The organism is Psychrobacter sp. R86515, from assembly GCF_042466315.1.
Classification (GTDB): Bacteria; Pseudomonadota; Gammaproteobacteria; order Pseudomonadales; family Moraxellaceae; genus Psychrobacter.
The window spans coordinates 1418048-1433264 of sequence record NZ_JAXHCC010000001.1 but is presented as its reverse complement, the minus strand read 5'-3'; the positions used below and the strand labels follow the sequence as shown (position 1 = coordinate 1433264).

Genomic DNA, 15217 nt, shown 5'->3' with positions numbered 1-15217 from the left:
ATTGCTCATAAGCGTTAATAATCAATCATTAGTTGTTAATCGTCAGCTATTAATCATAATCGTCAAATATTTTATTTAGGCGATTGAGACTATTAACGATTAACTTACCTGATTGATCGGTGCTGGTATCAATCGCCAGCTTCTCATCCATCCGCATCGTCAATGGCTCTAATGCTTGCTTGAGGGCAGTTGCCATCAATGCGGTCTGCTGATGAATATTAGGGATATCGCTATCGGCTGTTTGATTATCATTATTGCTAACCAAGCTATCTGCCATTCTTTGCGCCAGTTGTTCAACAGCATTGACCAACTGTACCATCAGTGCTTTTTGCACATCTTGGTTTTGCTTGAGATACTCGCCTTCCGCCTTTCCAGCATTGTGATCGTGCTTATATATTTGCAGCAATTGACTCACGCTTTTCTCAAAGCCATTATCGATACTGTCGCTGACAACTTTGGCATTATTAATCACGCTATCAGCAAGGATTTTTTGTGCTTCTAATTGGGCGTTTAACTGCGCATCGAGTTGCGCTTGCTGTCCTGCTTCTCGTAAGCGAGCGATTTGCTCTGGGTCATTTTTGGTTAAGTATTTTTCAAACTGGCTACTGATGGCATTGAAGCCACTGGCCAAGTCGACCAACTGGGCAACGATACGCGCGCCCGTATCGCCATCTTCACCGCCCATGGCTTTGTTACGTAAGAAGTCAGCCTTGATTTGCGCCCAACGCTCCATTTCTGCTTCGGTCAAGACACCGCGCATCTCACCAAGCTTGAGCAAGTTGCTCTCTGCGCCTTGGGTCAATAGCTGCGACTCGCCCAGATAATGATCGTCTATCAGCTGGTTCAGCTCTTCTTCATTCATGACCGCCGACAGCTTTTCAGTCATCTTATTCATATTACGATAACTGCCCTGTAGCTTAAATATCGGCTCAACGCGGTATTTATCATCTTGCGAGGCGGAGGCAATATAGGCTTGGTTGACGTCCAAAATGACTTCTTGCACCCTAAACATATGGCGCAAGATGGCGATAATTTCGTTAACTTCTGAGGTGCTATACGGATACGTCAGATCGCTGCTTTGTGCTTGAGCGAGGTTAGCATTGTCTGTTTTTGCCATTTTAATCAAACGATGCACATCGCTTAAGTCACGGTTGGCCATTGGTGCGAGGACGGTATTAGAGGTCAGCGAGTTTTCGATATAACTGAGTGCAAATACCTCTTCCATGCCGCTCATGATATCGCCTAAATTGTAGATATCGGCACGGTTGGCAAGCATATCAGGCACTTTGAAAGCTTCACCACTTTCAGTATATGGGTTACCTGCCATGACCACGCAGAACTTTTTGCCACGCATGTCATACGTCTTGGTTTTGCCTTGCCAGACACCATCGATACGGCGTGTGCCATCGCCGAGTGAGATAAACTTCTGCAAAAATTCTGCATGGGTATGCTGAATATCATCGAGATACAGCATGACGTTATTGCCCATCTCAAATGCCAAGTTGATTTTATTCAGCTCTTCTCGGGCGGTAGCATTTGGTGCTTTTTCTGGATCTAATGAGGTGACGTCATGACCAAGTGACGGACAGTTAATCTTCATAAAGATAAGGCCAAGACGATTTGCCACGTATTCCATCAAGGTGGTTTTACCATAACCTGGCGGCGATATCATCATGAGAATACCCATCAAATCGGTACGCTTATCCTCGCCGACCGTGCCCATCTGTTTGGCAAGATTGTCACCGATAAGTGGCAGATAGCTCTCGTTAATCAGACGGTTACGCACAAACGAAGACAGTGGACGCGGCATAAACTCATCCAGACGCAACGTCTCTTTTGAGTCATGCAATATCTCTGAGCGCATGGCCAGATAACGTCTGTAGGCAGGGATAACTTGGGTATCATGATGATGCAAACGATTTAAGAAATCATCAACGGCAAAGGTTAAGGTCTGCTGATGAATACGTATATGCTCACCCAGCAGGTTATTGACTTGTATCTCAAGCGATACCTTACCCGTACTACGCTCAAAGCTCTGTACTTGATTAAGCGGGTTATTAATACTGGTCAATGATGTAGTCGATGAAACTGGCGACGAGGTGATTGAAGAAAATGACAAGGCCGATGGCGTGGTACTTGCGCCTTGATTGCCTACTCCTTTAGCACTTAGCCCTTTATTAAAAGCCCCTTTATTAAAAGTAGCACCTGAATCAATCAATCGTTGCACCAAAGCTTCACGCTGAGCATCATTTAACTGGGTAAGCAAGACGGCAATGGCTTCTGGCACATAATGACGGCCGCTCTCTAGCTGTTGCTTGCGTAGCGCTTCTTTTTCTTTACTCTCAGCAAGCTGCTCTTCACTGAGTGCCTCGCCTGCCTCATCCGTGCCATCAGTCGCTACGTTAACCGATTCTGTCCCACCATAAGTCTTATCAAGTAGTGCATGGAACCATGTGGCTAGTAGCTCATAGGCTGATTTGGGCTGAAAGCCAAGCTTGCCGATTGAGGACTGCAATTGGTCAAAACTAGCAGTATTTTGCGTGCTGCCTGCAGCGCTGCTATTCAACGTTTGGCTTAGCTGCTCACACAACTGCTGCGCTTGTTGGCTGGTTTGCCATTTTATTGTGTTATGTGCGCCGGCATTGGTTTCAGCCGACTGTCCCATGACGCTCACCAAGTACTCACAAGCAAGCTGAACGTAGCTTGGTTTGAAAATGTTGGCGTTGTTATCAACGCTACCTTCTTTATCAGCGCTAAGACTGTCGTCATTATGAGCCATAACAAAATGACGCATCACTTGGCTCATGTCTTCAACCAGCAAAGATTTGGCCGTATCACTGCCCAATGCACGGCGCAATTGCTCAGCGGTAGCCGCTCTATCCGTCCAGTTATTTGCGCGTGTCAGCACTGATTCATTTAACCAAGCGTCATAACCAAATTGACGTAAGCTGTCTAAACCAAGCGCTTGTACAATATTTAGTTGCCAATAAAACAACTGAGCCAGGGCACGTACTTGTGGGGTATAAATCAGTAGCCCTGCCTCACGCAGTGTCGGCAATATTTGCATCAATAATAGCGTGGCATCATGGTCATGAATGCCTTTGTCATAGCCAAGCTGATAGCGAGGGGTGGCGTAAGCTTTAACCAGTTTAGACAATGAGCTGTCATTATCAATATCACCATTAACATCTAGGGTAATGATAGTCGCATCATATGCTTGATATAGACGGGCTTCGGTTAGTCCATTTTGGCTATTTTTAGCACTTTCGATAATACTATAGGCCAAGTACTCCGCGCGGTATACTTTGTCAGACTCGGAGGCGGTATTCATATCCCAATACGGGCGCAAGGCGTTTAGCTCAGCATTATTAAGCACTTCATAATAGTCGGTACCCGTTAGATGCAAATTCAGCACACGCTTGCCATCTGACTGCTGACGACTCAATAAGGTCAAATCTAATGGCTGAGTATTAACCGAAAAGCGATGCTTACCCAGTTTGATGATTTGGCCACCATCTTCAAACAAGTCCGACTTGTCTTTTAGACTCTTATAACTCTCGATTTGAATGGCTTTTAGACGCGCATCGATGTCATCGGCTTTTACACTAAAGCCCATCGCTTGCAGTTCTTTTGCGATGTTGCGGACTTTTTGCACCAGACCATCAGCGGCAAAATACGTATTTAACGCTTCTTCCTCTGTAAAGCCTGTGACGCCTGTGCTTTGCGTGCGTTTTTTAATACTCTCAAGCATCCGCAGCGCGCCATCACCTAAATTTTGCGCTTTGCGATTACGAGCATCAAGCAGTTGCTGCTTATGGTTTTCAAAGGTTTCGTAAATCTCTTCACGCTTGCTGATGATATCTGCTAAAAACTGGTCGCCACTATTGGTTTCTGGATCAGCGAACTGACTCTCTAACTCTTCTAACTGTACCAATAACTTTGCCATTTGCTCGTCTGATTTCTCAGGCGTATTGGCAATGGATAATGCATTGGCAATAGATTGACCAAACAGCTTAAACTGCGCACCAAATTGCGCGACAGCCTCCGCTGAGCCTAAATTTTTGCGTTTATGATTAAGCTTTGCTTTGCTTTGGTTCAGGCTGGCATAAATGGTCGATATGTCATCGATAATTTGCGTACGTACCGTGGCATCGGCCACATCTAGCGTCCCTAGCAACTCGGTTAATAGATCTAACCCTTGCGCTGTTTCATCGATTTTTTCTAGTACGGGTTTTAGTTCAGCATTGGTTTCAGCGGTATTCAAGCGCTCGCTGACATCGACCAATATGCCTTCGTAGCTTGATAGCGCTTCTTCGCCGCTTAAAAACAGCACCGTTTTTTCAGCCAGCTCGCTTTCTGCCTCCTCTAATTGCTTTTGCAATGCTTGTAACTTATCGGCATCTAGATAGCGCAAATCCTCCAAGCTAACCAAACGGCCTTTTTGGCGTCTTAATGCTGACAACTGATCGACATAATCACTGGCAGACTCAAAGCTAGTAACGCGTATCTGCCGCAAAATCTCACTTTGCTGCGTATCAGCATCGGCTAGCGCAGTTTGGGTTTGCTTTTGGATACTTTGTACTTTGGCGAACTCATCGATGACAAGCTCAGCCGTGGCCGTCACTTCCTTGATACTACTGGCGACTTCGCTCAGCTCAGGCTCAGACAGCCAATAATAGCTGTCAAAGAGACGACTGGTATTGTCAGCCAACTCTTCATAGAGCTTTTGAGAGACACTTTGATTATCAATCAGGCGAGTAATGCTATACAGGTCTGAGATACCACGTACCAGCTCTTTATTGCCGATTTTGCCATAGAAGCTCGTGCTTTCTGGCAGCTCACTCACATACTCGTGTGAGGCATAAGGGGTATGCCATATCTGCATCGGGTGAATACGAGATGGCTCACTTTGATCGCTAAACAGCACCAAACGGCCATTCTCAGCCAAAGCCATACCGTTGCAATAGATAGGGTTTGCTAATTGCTTTTTAATCAAATTATAAGGAAACAACCCCGTGACGCCCAAGTCTCTGTCATAAAATAAAAATAGAACGTCTTCCCCATTTGGCGATATGATTTTGCGTTTGAACTTTAAGTCTTTGGCGTCCACATTATTGGCATCAAACAGTTTATATTCGCCCGTTTGCAAATAGTAGCCACCCGGAAATATGATGCCGTGGTCTTCTGGTAGCTGCACACACGATTGTCCAATCGCATCCAAACGCAGCACCGCTTCGGTCAAGGTGTTATAAACAAAATAACGGTAGTCCTCTTCACGATAGGGCAATATTTTGAGCAGTATTAAACTGCCCACTTTGGCATACGCAATCTCAGCATCCGTCAGCGACTGGGTACGGTCATTAACTGGTTCGCTATAAATACCCTGACCGGATTGCGTATTGTCCTCAATCTTAATGGTCAAATCACCACCAACCGTTTCTACAAATATCGTGTCTAAGATATTCATATGGGGATACTTGCCATTCACCATTTGATCGCGTGTGGTCTCAATCCAGTCAAAATCATAAGCAGGCGGCAGTTCAATGTCACGCTCGCCTCGATTGTCCACATAAGCGACTTGTGCCGACTCTGGCGTACCTTGGCTAAAATCTAACGCAAAACGGAACACTCGAATATCAGTGATGCGCTCACCAATCTGAAATGCCAATAGCAATTTGCTGTCTTTCACCGTTATTTGAATCAGGCGCGTTTGCTTGTAATATCGATACAGCTCATTGAAGTCTTGGACAAAGGCGTATTGATCCAAAAAAGTGCCTTTTAGGTCAACCTCTTCGAGCTGATACTCTTCTTCATTACCAGCTGGCTCGTTCAGACGATATAACGACAATACATCCTTAACATTGCTCGCACGTTTGAGTCCCATAAAAACGTTGTAGCCAAACAGTAGATATTCGCCTACTTGCACCATATCCTGCGCCACACAGTTATGTTCGGTACGGATACGCGTACGGGCGATGACTTGCATTTGAGTACTGCCGAACTCTTCAAGGCGTGCAGTATTTAGCGTGGCCGTCTGTTGCTCTAAACGAGCACCTTGTTCTGTCAAACGTTTTTTGATGAGCTCATAAGCATTGCCCGAGGCAACCGCCTGATCAGTTTGGCTTGCTTGACTAGCATTAGGGTTGTCATTGCTATCTGGAGTGGTTAGGTTTTGCGTGTCCGCCATTGTTGCTCGTCCGTTTCTGTTTTTACATAATAAGAGAATTTTTTGGCAATAAGGAAAATAAGAAGTTATTTGAGATAAAGATCATCGAAAGTAAAGAAGCACTTGGCTAATCTAAAAAAACGATTCATCACTGCTGATTTTTTAGATTAGCCAACTCATTATTAATAATAAGTTGGCTATCGCTCTATGAAGATGTATAGAACAAGTTGGTTAGATTCAGCCTGCCTCCTAAATGACAGGCTAGTTATCAAGGGAGAAATGCATTAATTTTGGCGCGTGTCTTCAATCTATAAAGACATGTCTTAATATTAAATGGTTTTATCATCATTTTGCTTGGTTGCTTTCATAGCTTGACTAGCCATCACGCCATTGATAATACCGCTCAACGTATCTGACTTACCTGCTAGGCCATCGATGGCTTTGCCGATAGATAGTGACTTGGCAAAGTTATCAAAGAAATGCGCTTCGCCGCCAACAATATCAATTTTGGCTTTTTGTAGTGCCACTGCCAACACTTCAGCGTTTTCTTTGGCAATCTCTTTACCTGCGTCGATCGATGCCAGTGCTTCTTGCAAGGCTGTCTCAAGACTCATGCGGAACTCTTCGTGCTCACGCGCTTCTTTATTCATACTACCCATTGCATTGAATTTCTCGACTAGACCATCTGCTTCGGCTTGGAAATGCGCGCGAGTGACTTCGGCTTTTGCCAGTCCAACTTCGCGTTCTGCTTTGGCATTAGACTCACCGCGTGCTGCGATGATTTCAGCATCTGCCATGCCTTTTTCGCGTTCAGCCTTGGCAGTAGATTGACCACGAGCAGCAATAATCTCTGCATCGACCATACCGATATCACGCTCAGCTTTCGCCTTAGATTCACCGCGAGCCGCGATAACCTCAGCATCTGCCATACCTTTTTCACGCTCTGACTGCGCTTCAGCTTGTCCAGTCGCTTTAATAATATTGGCTCTAGCAATGCCTTCTTTTTCCATAGAGACCGACTTAGCTTCTTGGATAGCAGCTTCAGCAAAGCCATGTGCAGACTCTTCGGCTTTAATACCTTCAGCCATTCTGATTTTGGCTTCTGACTCTTTGGCAGAGGCTTCAAGGTTAGCCGTAGCAAGCGTAGTGATTTCAACGGCTTTATGCTTGGCTGACAGCTCTTCGGCTTCGGCTTTTTTCACCTGACGTACTTTGATTTCTTCAGCATCCGCTTCAGCAGCTAGCACGCGTGTTTGCTTAGAACGCTCAGCCTCACTAACTTCGCGAACTTCTTTGATACGCTCTTCTTCTTGCGCCACTGTTTTGTCGACCGCAATACGCTCGCGGATGACATTGGCGATTTCTTTTTTCTCAAGTTCAATCGCACGTTCAGCCTCGATACGTTGCAAGTCAACTTCACGCTCACGAGAGACGATTTCTAAGTCACGAGCACGCGTAACTTTTTCTTCTTCGATGACAACTGCACGCAGACGATTTTGACCTGCTACTTCAATTTCACGTTGCTGATTCTCTCGCTGAATCGCTAAGTCCTGCTCAACCATTATGACGGCCGTTTCTGACTTCTTACGCTCTTCTTCTTCAATCTTACGAGTTTCAGCCGTTTCACGAGCAATCACTGACGATATTTCACGCTTTTGCTTGGCTTCAGCATCGGCTTGTTGACGCTCAAGCTCTAGCATCGCCTCTCTGGTTTCAACGTTCTTTTTCTTAACCGCTAGCTCTTCATCACGCTCAAGCTCATTGGTAATAACGTTTTGAAAAGCCGTTAGTTGAGTAATCTTTTTGATACCTTCAGCATCTAGAATATTACTTGAGTCCAACGACACTTTCGGTGTTTGCTCTAGATAATCGATTGCGACATCTTCTAAGACATAGCCGTTTAGATCGTTACCGATTTCTTGAACGATACTGTCACGAAACTCGCTGCGGTTTTCAAACAATTTAACGAAATCTATTTGCTTACCAACTGTTTTTAGTGCCTCTGAAAACTTGGCATTAAACAGCTCATTAACAGCGACTTTATCTGAGGCTCTCTCAACTCCAACCGATTTGGCAACTTTTAATACATCTTCTTCGGTTTCATTGACACGTAGATAAAATGCGACTGTAATATCAGCACGCATATTATCGGCGCAAATTAGTCCTTCTTTACCGCGTCTATCAACTTCTAACGTGATGAGCGAGATTCTCATCAGCTCTTTTTTATTAATAACTGGCCAAACAAAGCCACCATCAAAACGTACGGCTATTTTGCTCACACCGTTGATAATTAGTGCTTTGCCCTGCTCAACCTTGAAGTAAAAGGCTTTGAGCATCAACAGTGCTGCCATAATGAAAACAAACGCCAGCACCACAACCACGCCGACGATAATGAGTATGTCCATGTTTATTCCTTTAATTGAAACATTCTATAGTCAGTTCTATATCTATCAGATGCTCGGTCCGGCTTGCTCAACTACTCTATGTAGCAGTTTCACTTGCCTTTCTCATATCTAAACTAGTTGAACCAACAATAACTAAATTTAAAACCGTTCGTATGATGTGAAAAATAGAGATTTTTTAGCTCAATATCTGTTTATTGTTTATCAGCGCTTATCTAATTTTCGAGTTTACTCTATGCTAAAAGCGATGATAGAAAGTCGTATCGACTAAACGATTTATAATTATTTATCTTCAACACGAGCGACTTGATAGGTATGTGTTTCTTCTAAATACGCGATCAACATCACTCTATCGCCCTTTTTCAGTAAGCTAGTACTGTTGTCTGAACGAACCTTGAGTATCAAACCTGCACCGCCATCATTCAATTCTGCCTCACCGTGCTTGTCCGTCACACTAAGTGTGCGCACAATCGCGATTTTGCCTACATTATTAGCAGAATTACGTTTGGGGATTCTGGCAATATTTTTGCGAATGGGTGAAATGATCATGCCTGTCAGCCACATAGAAACGACCAATACGAATATTAGTGCCCCTGTGCCAAACACGTAATACAGAACACCAGAGTCAAAATTTTGATGTAAAAAACTGGTATACAAATAGCTCAACAACCAACCGATTAAACTAATTAAGCTTAATATAATGACTAAAGGCACACCGTAGAGACCAAACTTCAACATGAGACCTGTAAAAAAACCGGTCGATGATAAATCAGAGACAGCAGCATCACTACCTGTCTCTCCAACATCCACGCTGTCCATATCTGCCATGCCGAGTAAAGATACTACCCAATATAGAGTAACGAACATCACAAGACCGGTGAAAACAATCGTTGGATATAAACTTATTTTGGTGATAAACACGAAAAAAGCCTCTTGCATTACGCGGGTTCTCCCTTTGTGAACCTAATCTTCTATTTGTAATAACCTACTACAAAAGCTGAGGCACTTCACTTAATATTTATAAACTTATGTTGTTTTACAAATAAGTTTATATACATATCACGGCATGAGACATACTTCTCTAAGGACCCCATATCGGTGAGCGCACGACTCCACCATTTTGACCACTAATGGCATAGCTGGTATTGCCTGACAGCGAATGGATAACTAGACTACCACCATTTTGGCTTGCTGCTTGCCCGCCCACATTCAAGTGGCGAGTTGGATAGACGGCATAATTGCCAGAGGGAGATAGACGTGCGGGCTCATCAAGCCCTGTTTCTGCCAAGTTGACCACCTGTCCAGTCGTCAAGGTCATGACAGCCGCCTTGCGACCATTTAGATAAGCCATACGCTGACCATCTAAGCTAAGCTGAGGACTAGCCACATACCCATTTGTTGATACAGGTGTCGCATTGCCTGTAGCGAAGTCATAACGATAAATTCGCGGTCGTCCAGCACGGACTTTATCACTGGTATAGACAAAACTCTTACCATCCGCAGCATAACTTGGCTGTACCTCTGTACTCGGCAGAGTCGTTAACTGCTGGGTACTGCCATCACTCAGACGCATCTTATAGATATCAGCATTACCACCGACAGTAGAGCTATAAAGCAAATCTTGACCATCGGGTGAGAATGACGCTGACATATTGCTGCCTTCAGCATTTACCACTAGATTGCGCGTATTGCTACTACGATCATAAATATAAATTTTGGGATGCTCACGCGAGGCTTGTTTGCTATAGGCAAGCAGTTGTCCGTCTGCCGACCATGCTGGCGCATAGATATAGCCATTAAGCTGATCGATGAGCTGACGATCGCTACCGTCAGGACGAATACTATAGAGTGCCGATACTTTCGCTGTACCTACGCCCTGCTCTTCTATATAGGCAATATATCCTTGGCGATCAATCACTGGCATACGTGCAGTCAGCGGACTGGTCTCAACTGTACTGATTGGCTTTTTTACTGAGGTATTAGGTAATGTCTGGCAACCGTTAAGCACAGCAAATACGCCGATGGCAATAGGTGTTTTTATCATTAGCCTATCTATGTTTGATTTAGATAGACTTCCTTTACATATGGTTGTTTTATTTATGGCAGTTTTCAGCATAGCGTCATATCCAACAGAACTTGATGATAAAAGTCTTATAAATATCTAAAAAAGCGATCGTTATCGACATAAATTCAGAGCCATCACCATCAATTTAAAAAATCAAATATATTACAGAAACATTACTCTAGTGTAACCTAAACTGGACTAAATTTTGGATAAAAAAATGCCCCACTTGATAGCGAGGCATTTTGCGTTTCAAGAAGAGTAACTTTAAATGAGCAATTTTAGACAAATAATTTTAATTGTTTAAACTCACGAACCAGTCAAACTGTTTACTCAATCATTAAGCTATTTTGTAACGGCTTTAAAATAAGCGACTTGATCATCGTTTTTTATGGTCAAGATAGGCACATTATTGGCATTCTTACTAAGGCTATACTTACCTTGTACAGTGGCTAGTGTGGCAGTATCAAAGCTGGCTTGCGGTTCAGGACATGCCATCATAGTACTGATGCCGTTTTTAATCTCTACCTCACCGTTTGCGACACTATATCCAGCGCCCATGCTATTACAGGTATTCATAAATGCCACGTAATCCCTACCGTTATCATTCATAAAATTCAACGTTAATGGCTTGGCTGGGTCAAAAAACAGCTGAGTCACTTTATCACCATTGCTGCGTTTGGCATCAACGAGCTGCCAGTTGTGTGCTTGCAAGACATCTGCAGTGATTGGCTGACTGACTGGCGCAGGCAAATTCGTCGTCTGGCAACCCGCAGCAAGCGTACCAACTGCCAATGTCGCGACCATCATTACTTTAGTCATGTTCTTCATTTCAACTCCTCGCTTTATTGCATCCGATACTTTTACTAAACACACTATCTGCATGCGCCATCAGCGCTAATAGACAGGCGATTAGCTCTAATAAACATAGTAAAAGCTCAGACTTATTATGATTCATTTATTGTTTTATTTAATGCTCTAAACAATGGCAATATTGTGCATGACTCACAGGGAGGTGTCATCATAAACTGAGTAGTTATTCGGAATGCATTTTGTACTACTTTGCAAATATCTAGCTACTTGCTCTTGCCAGTACCTAAATGAGCTGCTAACTATAATCTTGCTCACTCTATCTATCCGTATCAACGATGGTTATTGACGGTAGCTAGTGACAGTAATTATGGATTATTGACAGCTTGCTGTCGTTGCAATGCCGCATAACCATCCAGACGCTTACGCTCAGTATCATCAAATAATTGCTGCTCAAGCTGATCTATCTGAATTTGCGCTTGGGCTGCATCGACACCTTGGCTTAATAAGCGACTTTTTTGAGTTTCATACTGGGTGAAGCGTTGGTCAAAATTAGCGTCTTCTTGATCTACTTGTGCAAGCCTTTCTGCTGCTGGTGCACCTACTAGCTCTCGGCGCATATTATATAATTCCTCAGGCGTTGCACCGCGAGCTTTCATCTGTTCAGTGCGAGTCATTAACTTGCTAATATTGGCCTGTTGCATGATATTGGCTTTAGTAGCATTCTCTGGCAATCGACTAATATAGTCCTGACGGGCAGCTTGTTTTTGTGCGTCAGACATCTGCTTATTTTGGTCAATTCTGACCATCTCTATACTATAATTATCGTAATCATCCTCTGCGCCAAAAAATGCTGTAATGGTTGGCTTGTCAAAGTACTGCTGTCGTAGATTAGCGATATCTTGTTTTTGTTGGGCAACTGCATTCAAGTCCAGCTCACCACTTTTGGTCGCCTGTAATTGCAGATTACCATAGCGCTTTTCTATCTCAGGAAGTGCTTTAAGGTAAGCAACATATTGATTAAAAATAGTGACCGCTTGGCTAGCGGCAGGCTCTGGTGTGTGATGGCGAATATAACTCTCCACACGGGCAAATATAGTAGCTTCTTCTTCCTCACCTAGGGCGGATAAAAAATAATCAAACAAGCGCCGCAGACCTTCAGTGACGACCAACTGTTTATTTTCATCGATGATGATTTCACCATCAATTTGGGTACCCTTTAATGAGCGTGGTAAATTTTCTAATCCTGTGACAAATTGAGACTGGCTGGGTGGCGTTGTCGCTTTTACGACTTGTCCCGCAGCCAACTCAGTTGTCACTGACTCGATATTCTCATTATCGGAGACGGAGGATTTGATTGAAGTTGAAGTTGAATTTACATCGTTACTAGGCTTGAACCACAAAATAACCGCCGCTGTGGCAATGATAACCACGGCGATGATAGCAATTGTTGCATAGGTTGGACGGCGGTTATTTGACATAAACGATATTTCTCAATTAATGAGCATTCTTGTTTTGTAGTTCAGCTTATAGGTTGGCGTTTTTCAGACGGTTTACCTGAGTACGATAGATAGATTTTGGCTCAGACTCTCCCCATGCCGTCAGACCCAAGACTTGATCAGCGGAATCCAAATGGTTCATTCTATAATTATCACGAATCACATAGCCAAGACGACTTGAGCAAGCAGATACCAATCCATCATTAGACTCACCTGCAAACGGTACGCCCGTTGCGGCTAATAGGTAATCGCTAGGATCAAGTGCGCTCGTTATTTGCCCGACGCCGCTAAACGAATAGTACTTGATGCCATTGACCGCCGTACTAGTCGGTTGACCACAATAGTTTTTTGGCATTGCTGCAGGAAATTTGGCATTGAACTTAGCAGCACCATCGGTCGATAGAGCCACGAGCGCTTGCCAGCCATCTTGTTGTTGAATTTGATTGAAACTGATACCAGAACCAATATCTGTAAAGCCACCAATCAGATTAAACACGCCTGATACTAGCTGGGTGGTGACATTAGATGGCTGTCCAGAAGTATTATTTGGCTCAAGGACATTTTTAACAAAATCAGCGGTTTTTGATCCTTGCTCTGGGCTTGATACCGCAGTTACTGAGGCCACGTACTTTGGCGCGACGCCAGCGACATAACGAATATCTATACCGCCCTGACTGTGTCCAAACAAATTGACTTTAGACTCACCTGAAATGGCAGCAATGGTCTTGACCTGTTGTAGCAGTTGCTCACCTCGAACTTCGCTATTATTGACCGCTGACGTTTTGGTGGTATATACCTCTGAGCCACCTTTCATCAAGTCTTCTGGAATCCCGTTGAAATAATCAATGACTCCAAATAACGTCGTGAAGCCGCCAAGTCCATGTGCTAAGACGACTGGATATTGAGTTTTAGTGTAACTAGAAGTGAAATATTTACTGTCTACCAACTTGCAACCGTTAGCATTGGCACAATTATAGTATTGTCCTGCAGCTTGAGCAGAAGTGGTTTGTATGGTCATTAGAAGTACACCAGCACTGATTGAACCCAGTATCGGTAACAATGTCTTTGGTGTGAGAGCTGCACGAATGTACAAAGAAAGCGTCATAACAACATCCTTGTTATCATTGATTTGGTTATTTTTACTGCACAACTACAGTAAAAATTGCTGCTAATTCCGTTAGCAGGCAAAATTACATTACTTATATATCCTGCAACATTCAACTAATTTGTCAAAATATGAATATATTAGTCTGACTAATGAGTCATATAAGCCCTCACCATGTTGTAAAGCAATTATTATCAATGATAATGATAGGTACACTATCACTTAACGTAAAAGTGTCACTAGTACGTTTATGGTATAATCTATCCACAATGAACCCATAATTATAAGATATACGATGATGACTAAAAAATCCCTTATCCAGTCTCCAGAAGCCATAGAAAAAATGCGTGTGGCCGGTAAACTCGCTAGTGATGTGCTTGTCATGCTCGACGAGCATGTCAAAGTGGGCGTCAGTACCGAAGCGCTCAATCAGATTGCCCATGACTATATTGTTAATGTGCAGCAGGCTATCCCTGCCCCACTTAATTATAATGGTTTTCCAAAATCTATCTGTACCTCAGTTAACCATGTTGTCTGTCACGGTATCCCAACCGAAAGCAAGCTACTAAAAGATGGTGATATTATCAACATCGACGTGACTGTTATCAAAGACGGTTACTATGGCGATACCTCAAAAATGTGGATTGTTGGCAACGGCTCTATCATGGCACAGCGTATTTGCAAAGTGGCACAAGATGCCCTTTATGCGGGTATGAGCGTGGTCAAGAACGGTGCACGTCTAGGTGATGTCGGTGCTGCTATTCAGGCCGTTGTCGAGCCTGAGCGCTTCAGTATCGTTCGCGAGTTCTGTGGTCATGGTATCAGTGATGAATTTCACCATGAGCCACAAGTCATGCACTATGGCAAAAAAGGCACTGGCTTTGAGCTAAAAACAGGTATGACGTTTACCATCGAGCCTATGATTAACCAAGGCACGTGGCAAACTAAGATTTTGCCTGATGAGTGGACGGCGATTACTAAAGACCGCAAATTGTCTGCTCAATGGGAGCACACCATGGTCGTAACAGACAATGGCTGTGAGGTATTTACTACTCGCCCCGAAGAAGATTTAAGTTTTTTGACGCAGTAGTACAATCAAAGATCGCTTAGGCGGTCTTTTTTTTGGTCTTTAATTAGGGCGTGTTTGATATTCAACCATGGCACTGACAGAGA

Annotated in this window: 8 protein-coding genes; 1 reads left to right on the top strand and 7 read right to left on the bottom strand. The window is 43.7% G+C overall.

Annotated features, from left to right (window positions below; genetic code table 11):
* Nucleotides 1-49: 49 nt before the first annotated feature.
* From SJY28_RS06005 to SJY28_RS05975, 7 genes are all read right to left on the bottom strand, one after another.
* Entirely contained in the window at nucleotides 50-6187 is a 6138-nt protein-coding gene (locus tag SJY28_RS06005; protein ID WP_379543809.1) for a DNA repair ATPase, read from the bottom strand.
* 308 nt (nucleotides 6188-6495) lie between these two features.
* Nucleotides 6496-8571: a hypothetical protein gene (locus tag SJY28_RS06000; RefSeq protein ID WP_160023089.1), complete on the bottom strand. Its 2076-nt coding sequence runs from the start codon at nucleotides 8569-8571 to the stop codon at nucleotides 6496-6498.
* A gap of 279 nt (nucleotides 8572-8850) precedes the next feature.
* Nucleotides 8851-9507: a DUF1449 domain-containing protein gene (locus SJY28_RS05995; protein ID WP_160023087.1), complete on the bottom strand. Its 657-nt coding sequence runs from the start codon at nucleotides 9505-9507 to the stop codon at nucleotides 8851-8853.
* Nucleotides 9508-9649: 142 nt separating this feature from the next.
* Nucleotides 9650-10612: a Xaa-Pro aminopeptidase gene (locus SJY28_RS05990; RefSeq protein WP_379543808.1), complete on the bottom strand. Its 963-nt coding sequence runs from the start codon at nucleotides 10610-10612 to the stop codon at nucleotides 9650-9652.
* Nucleotides 10613-10975: 363 nt separating this feature from the next.
* Nucleotides 10976-11461 carry an META domain-containing protein gene (locus SJY28_RS05985; protein ID WP_379543807.1) on the bottom strand — a complete coding sequence of 162 codons (486 nt, stop codon included), beginning with the start codon at nucleotides 11459-11461 and terminating at the stop codon, nucleotides 10976-10978.
* Nucleotides 11462-11808: 347 nt separating this feature from the next.
* Entirely contained in the window at nucleotides 11809-12921 is a 1113-nt protein-coding gene (locus SJY28_RS05980; protein ID WP_379543806.1) for a lipase secretion chaperone, read from the bottom strand.
* A 46-nt stretch (nucleotides 12922-12967) separates the two neighbouring features.
* The gene (locus SJY28_RS05975; protein WP_102091119.1) at nucleotides 12968-14044 is read right to left on the bottom strand and encodes a triacylglycerol lipase; all 1077 of its coding nucleotides are present in this window, start codon (nucleotides 14042-14044) and stop codon (nucleotides 12968-12970) included.
* A 298-nt stretch (nucleotides 14045-14342) separates the two neighbouring features.
* Between SJY28_RS05975 and map the strand changes: the two genes are divergently transcribed.
* Complete coding sequence (gene map / locus SJY28_RS05970) at nucleotides 14343-15134, top strand: type I methionyl aminopeptidase (protein WP_371548431.1); 792 nt, start codon at nucleotides 14343-14345, stop codon at nucleotides 15132-15134.
* The last annotated feature ends 83 nt before the right edge of the window (nucleotides 15135-15217 follow it).

Excerpts from the sequence above, each read along its gene's own strand:
- SJY28_RS06005 (WP_379543809.1), bottom strand. The coding sequence starts at position 6,187 with ATGGCGGACACGCAAAACCTAACCACTCCAGATAGCAATGACAACCCT.
- SJY28_RS06000 (WP_160023089.1), bottom strand. The coding sequence starts at position 8,571 with ATGGACATACTCATTATCGTCGGCGTGGTTGTGGTGCTGGCGTTTGTT.
- SJY28_RS05995 (WP_160023087.1), bottom strand. The coding sequence starts at position 9,507 with ATGCAAGAGGCTTTTTTCGTGTTTATCACCAAAATAAGTTTATATCCA.
- SJY28_RS05990 (WP_379543808.1), bottom strand. The coding sequence starts at position 10,612 with ATGATAAAAACACCTATTGCCATCGGCGTATTTGCTGTGCTTAACGGT.
- SJY28_RS05985 (WP_379543807.1), bottom strand. The coding sequence starts at position 11,461 with ATGAAGAACATGACTAAAGTAATGATGGTCGCGACATTGGCAGTTGGT.
- SJY28_RS05980 (WP_379543806.1), bottom strand. The coding sequence starts at position 12,921 with ATGTCAAATAACCGCCGTCCAACCTATGCAACAATTGCTATCATCGCC.
- SJY28_RS05975 (WP_102091119.1), bottom strand. The coding sequence starts at position 14,044 with ATGACGCTTTCTTTGTACATTCGTGCAGCTCTCACACCAAAGACATTG.
- map (WP_371548431.1), top strand. The coding sequence starts at position 14,343 with ATGACTAAAAAATCCCTTATCCAGTCTCCAGAAGCCATAGAAAAAATG.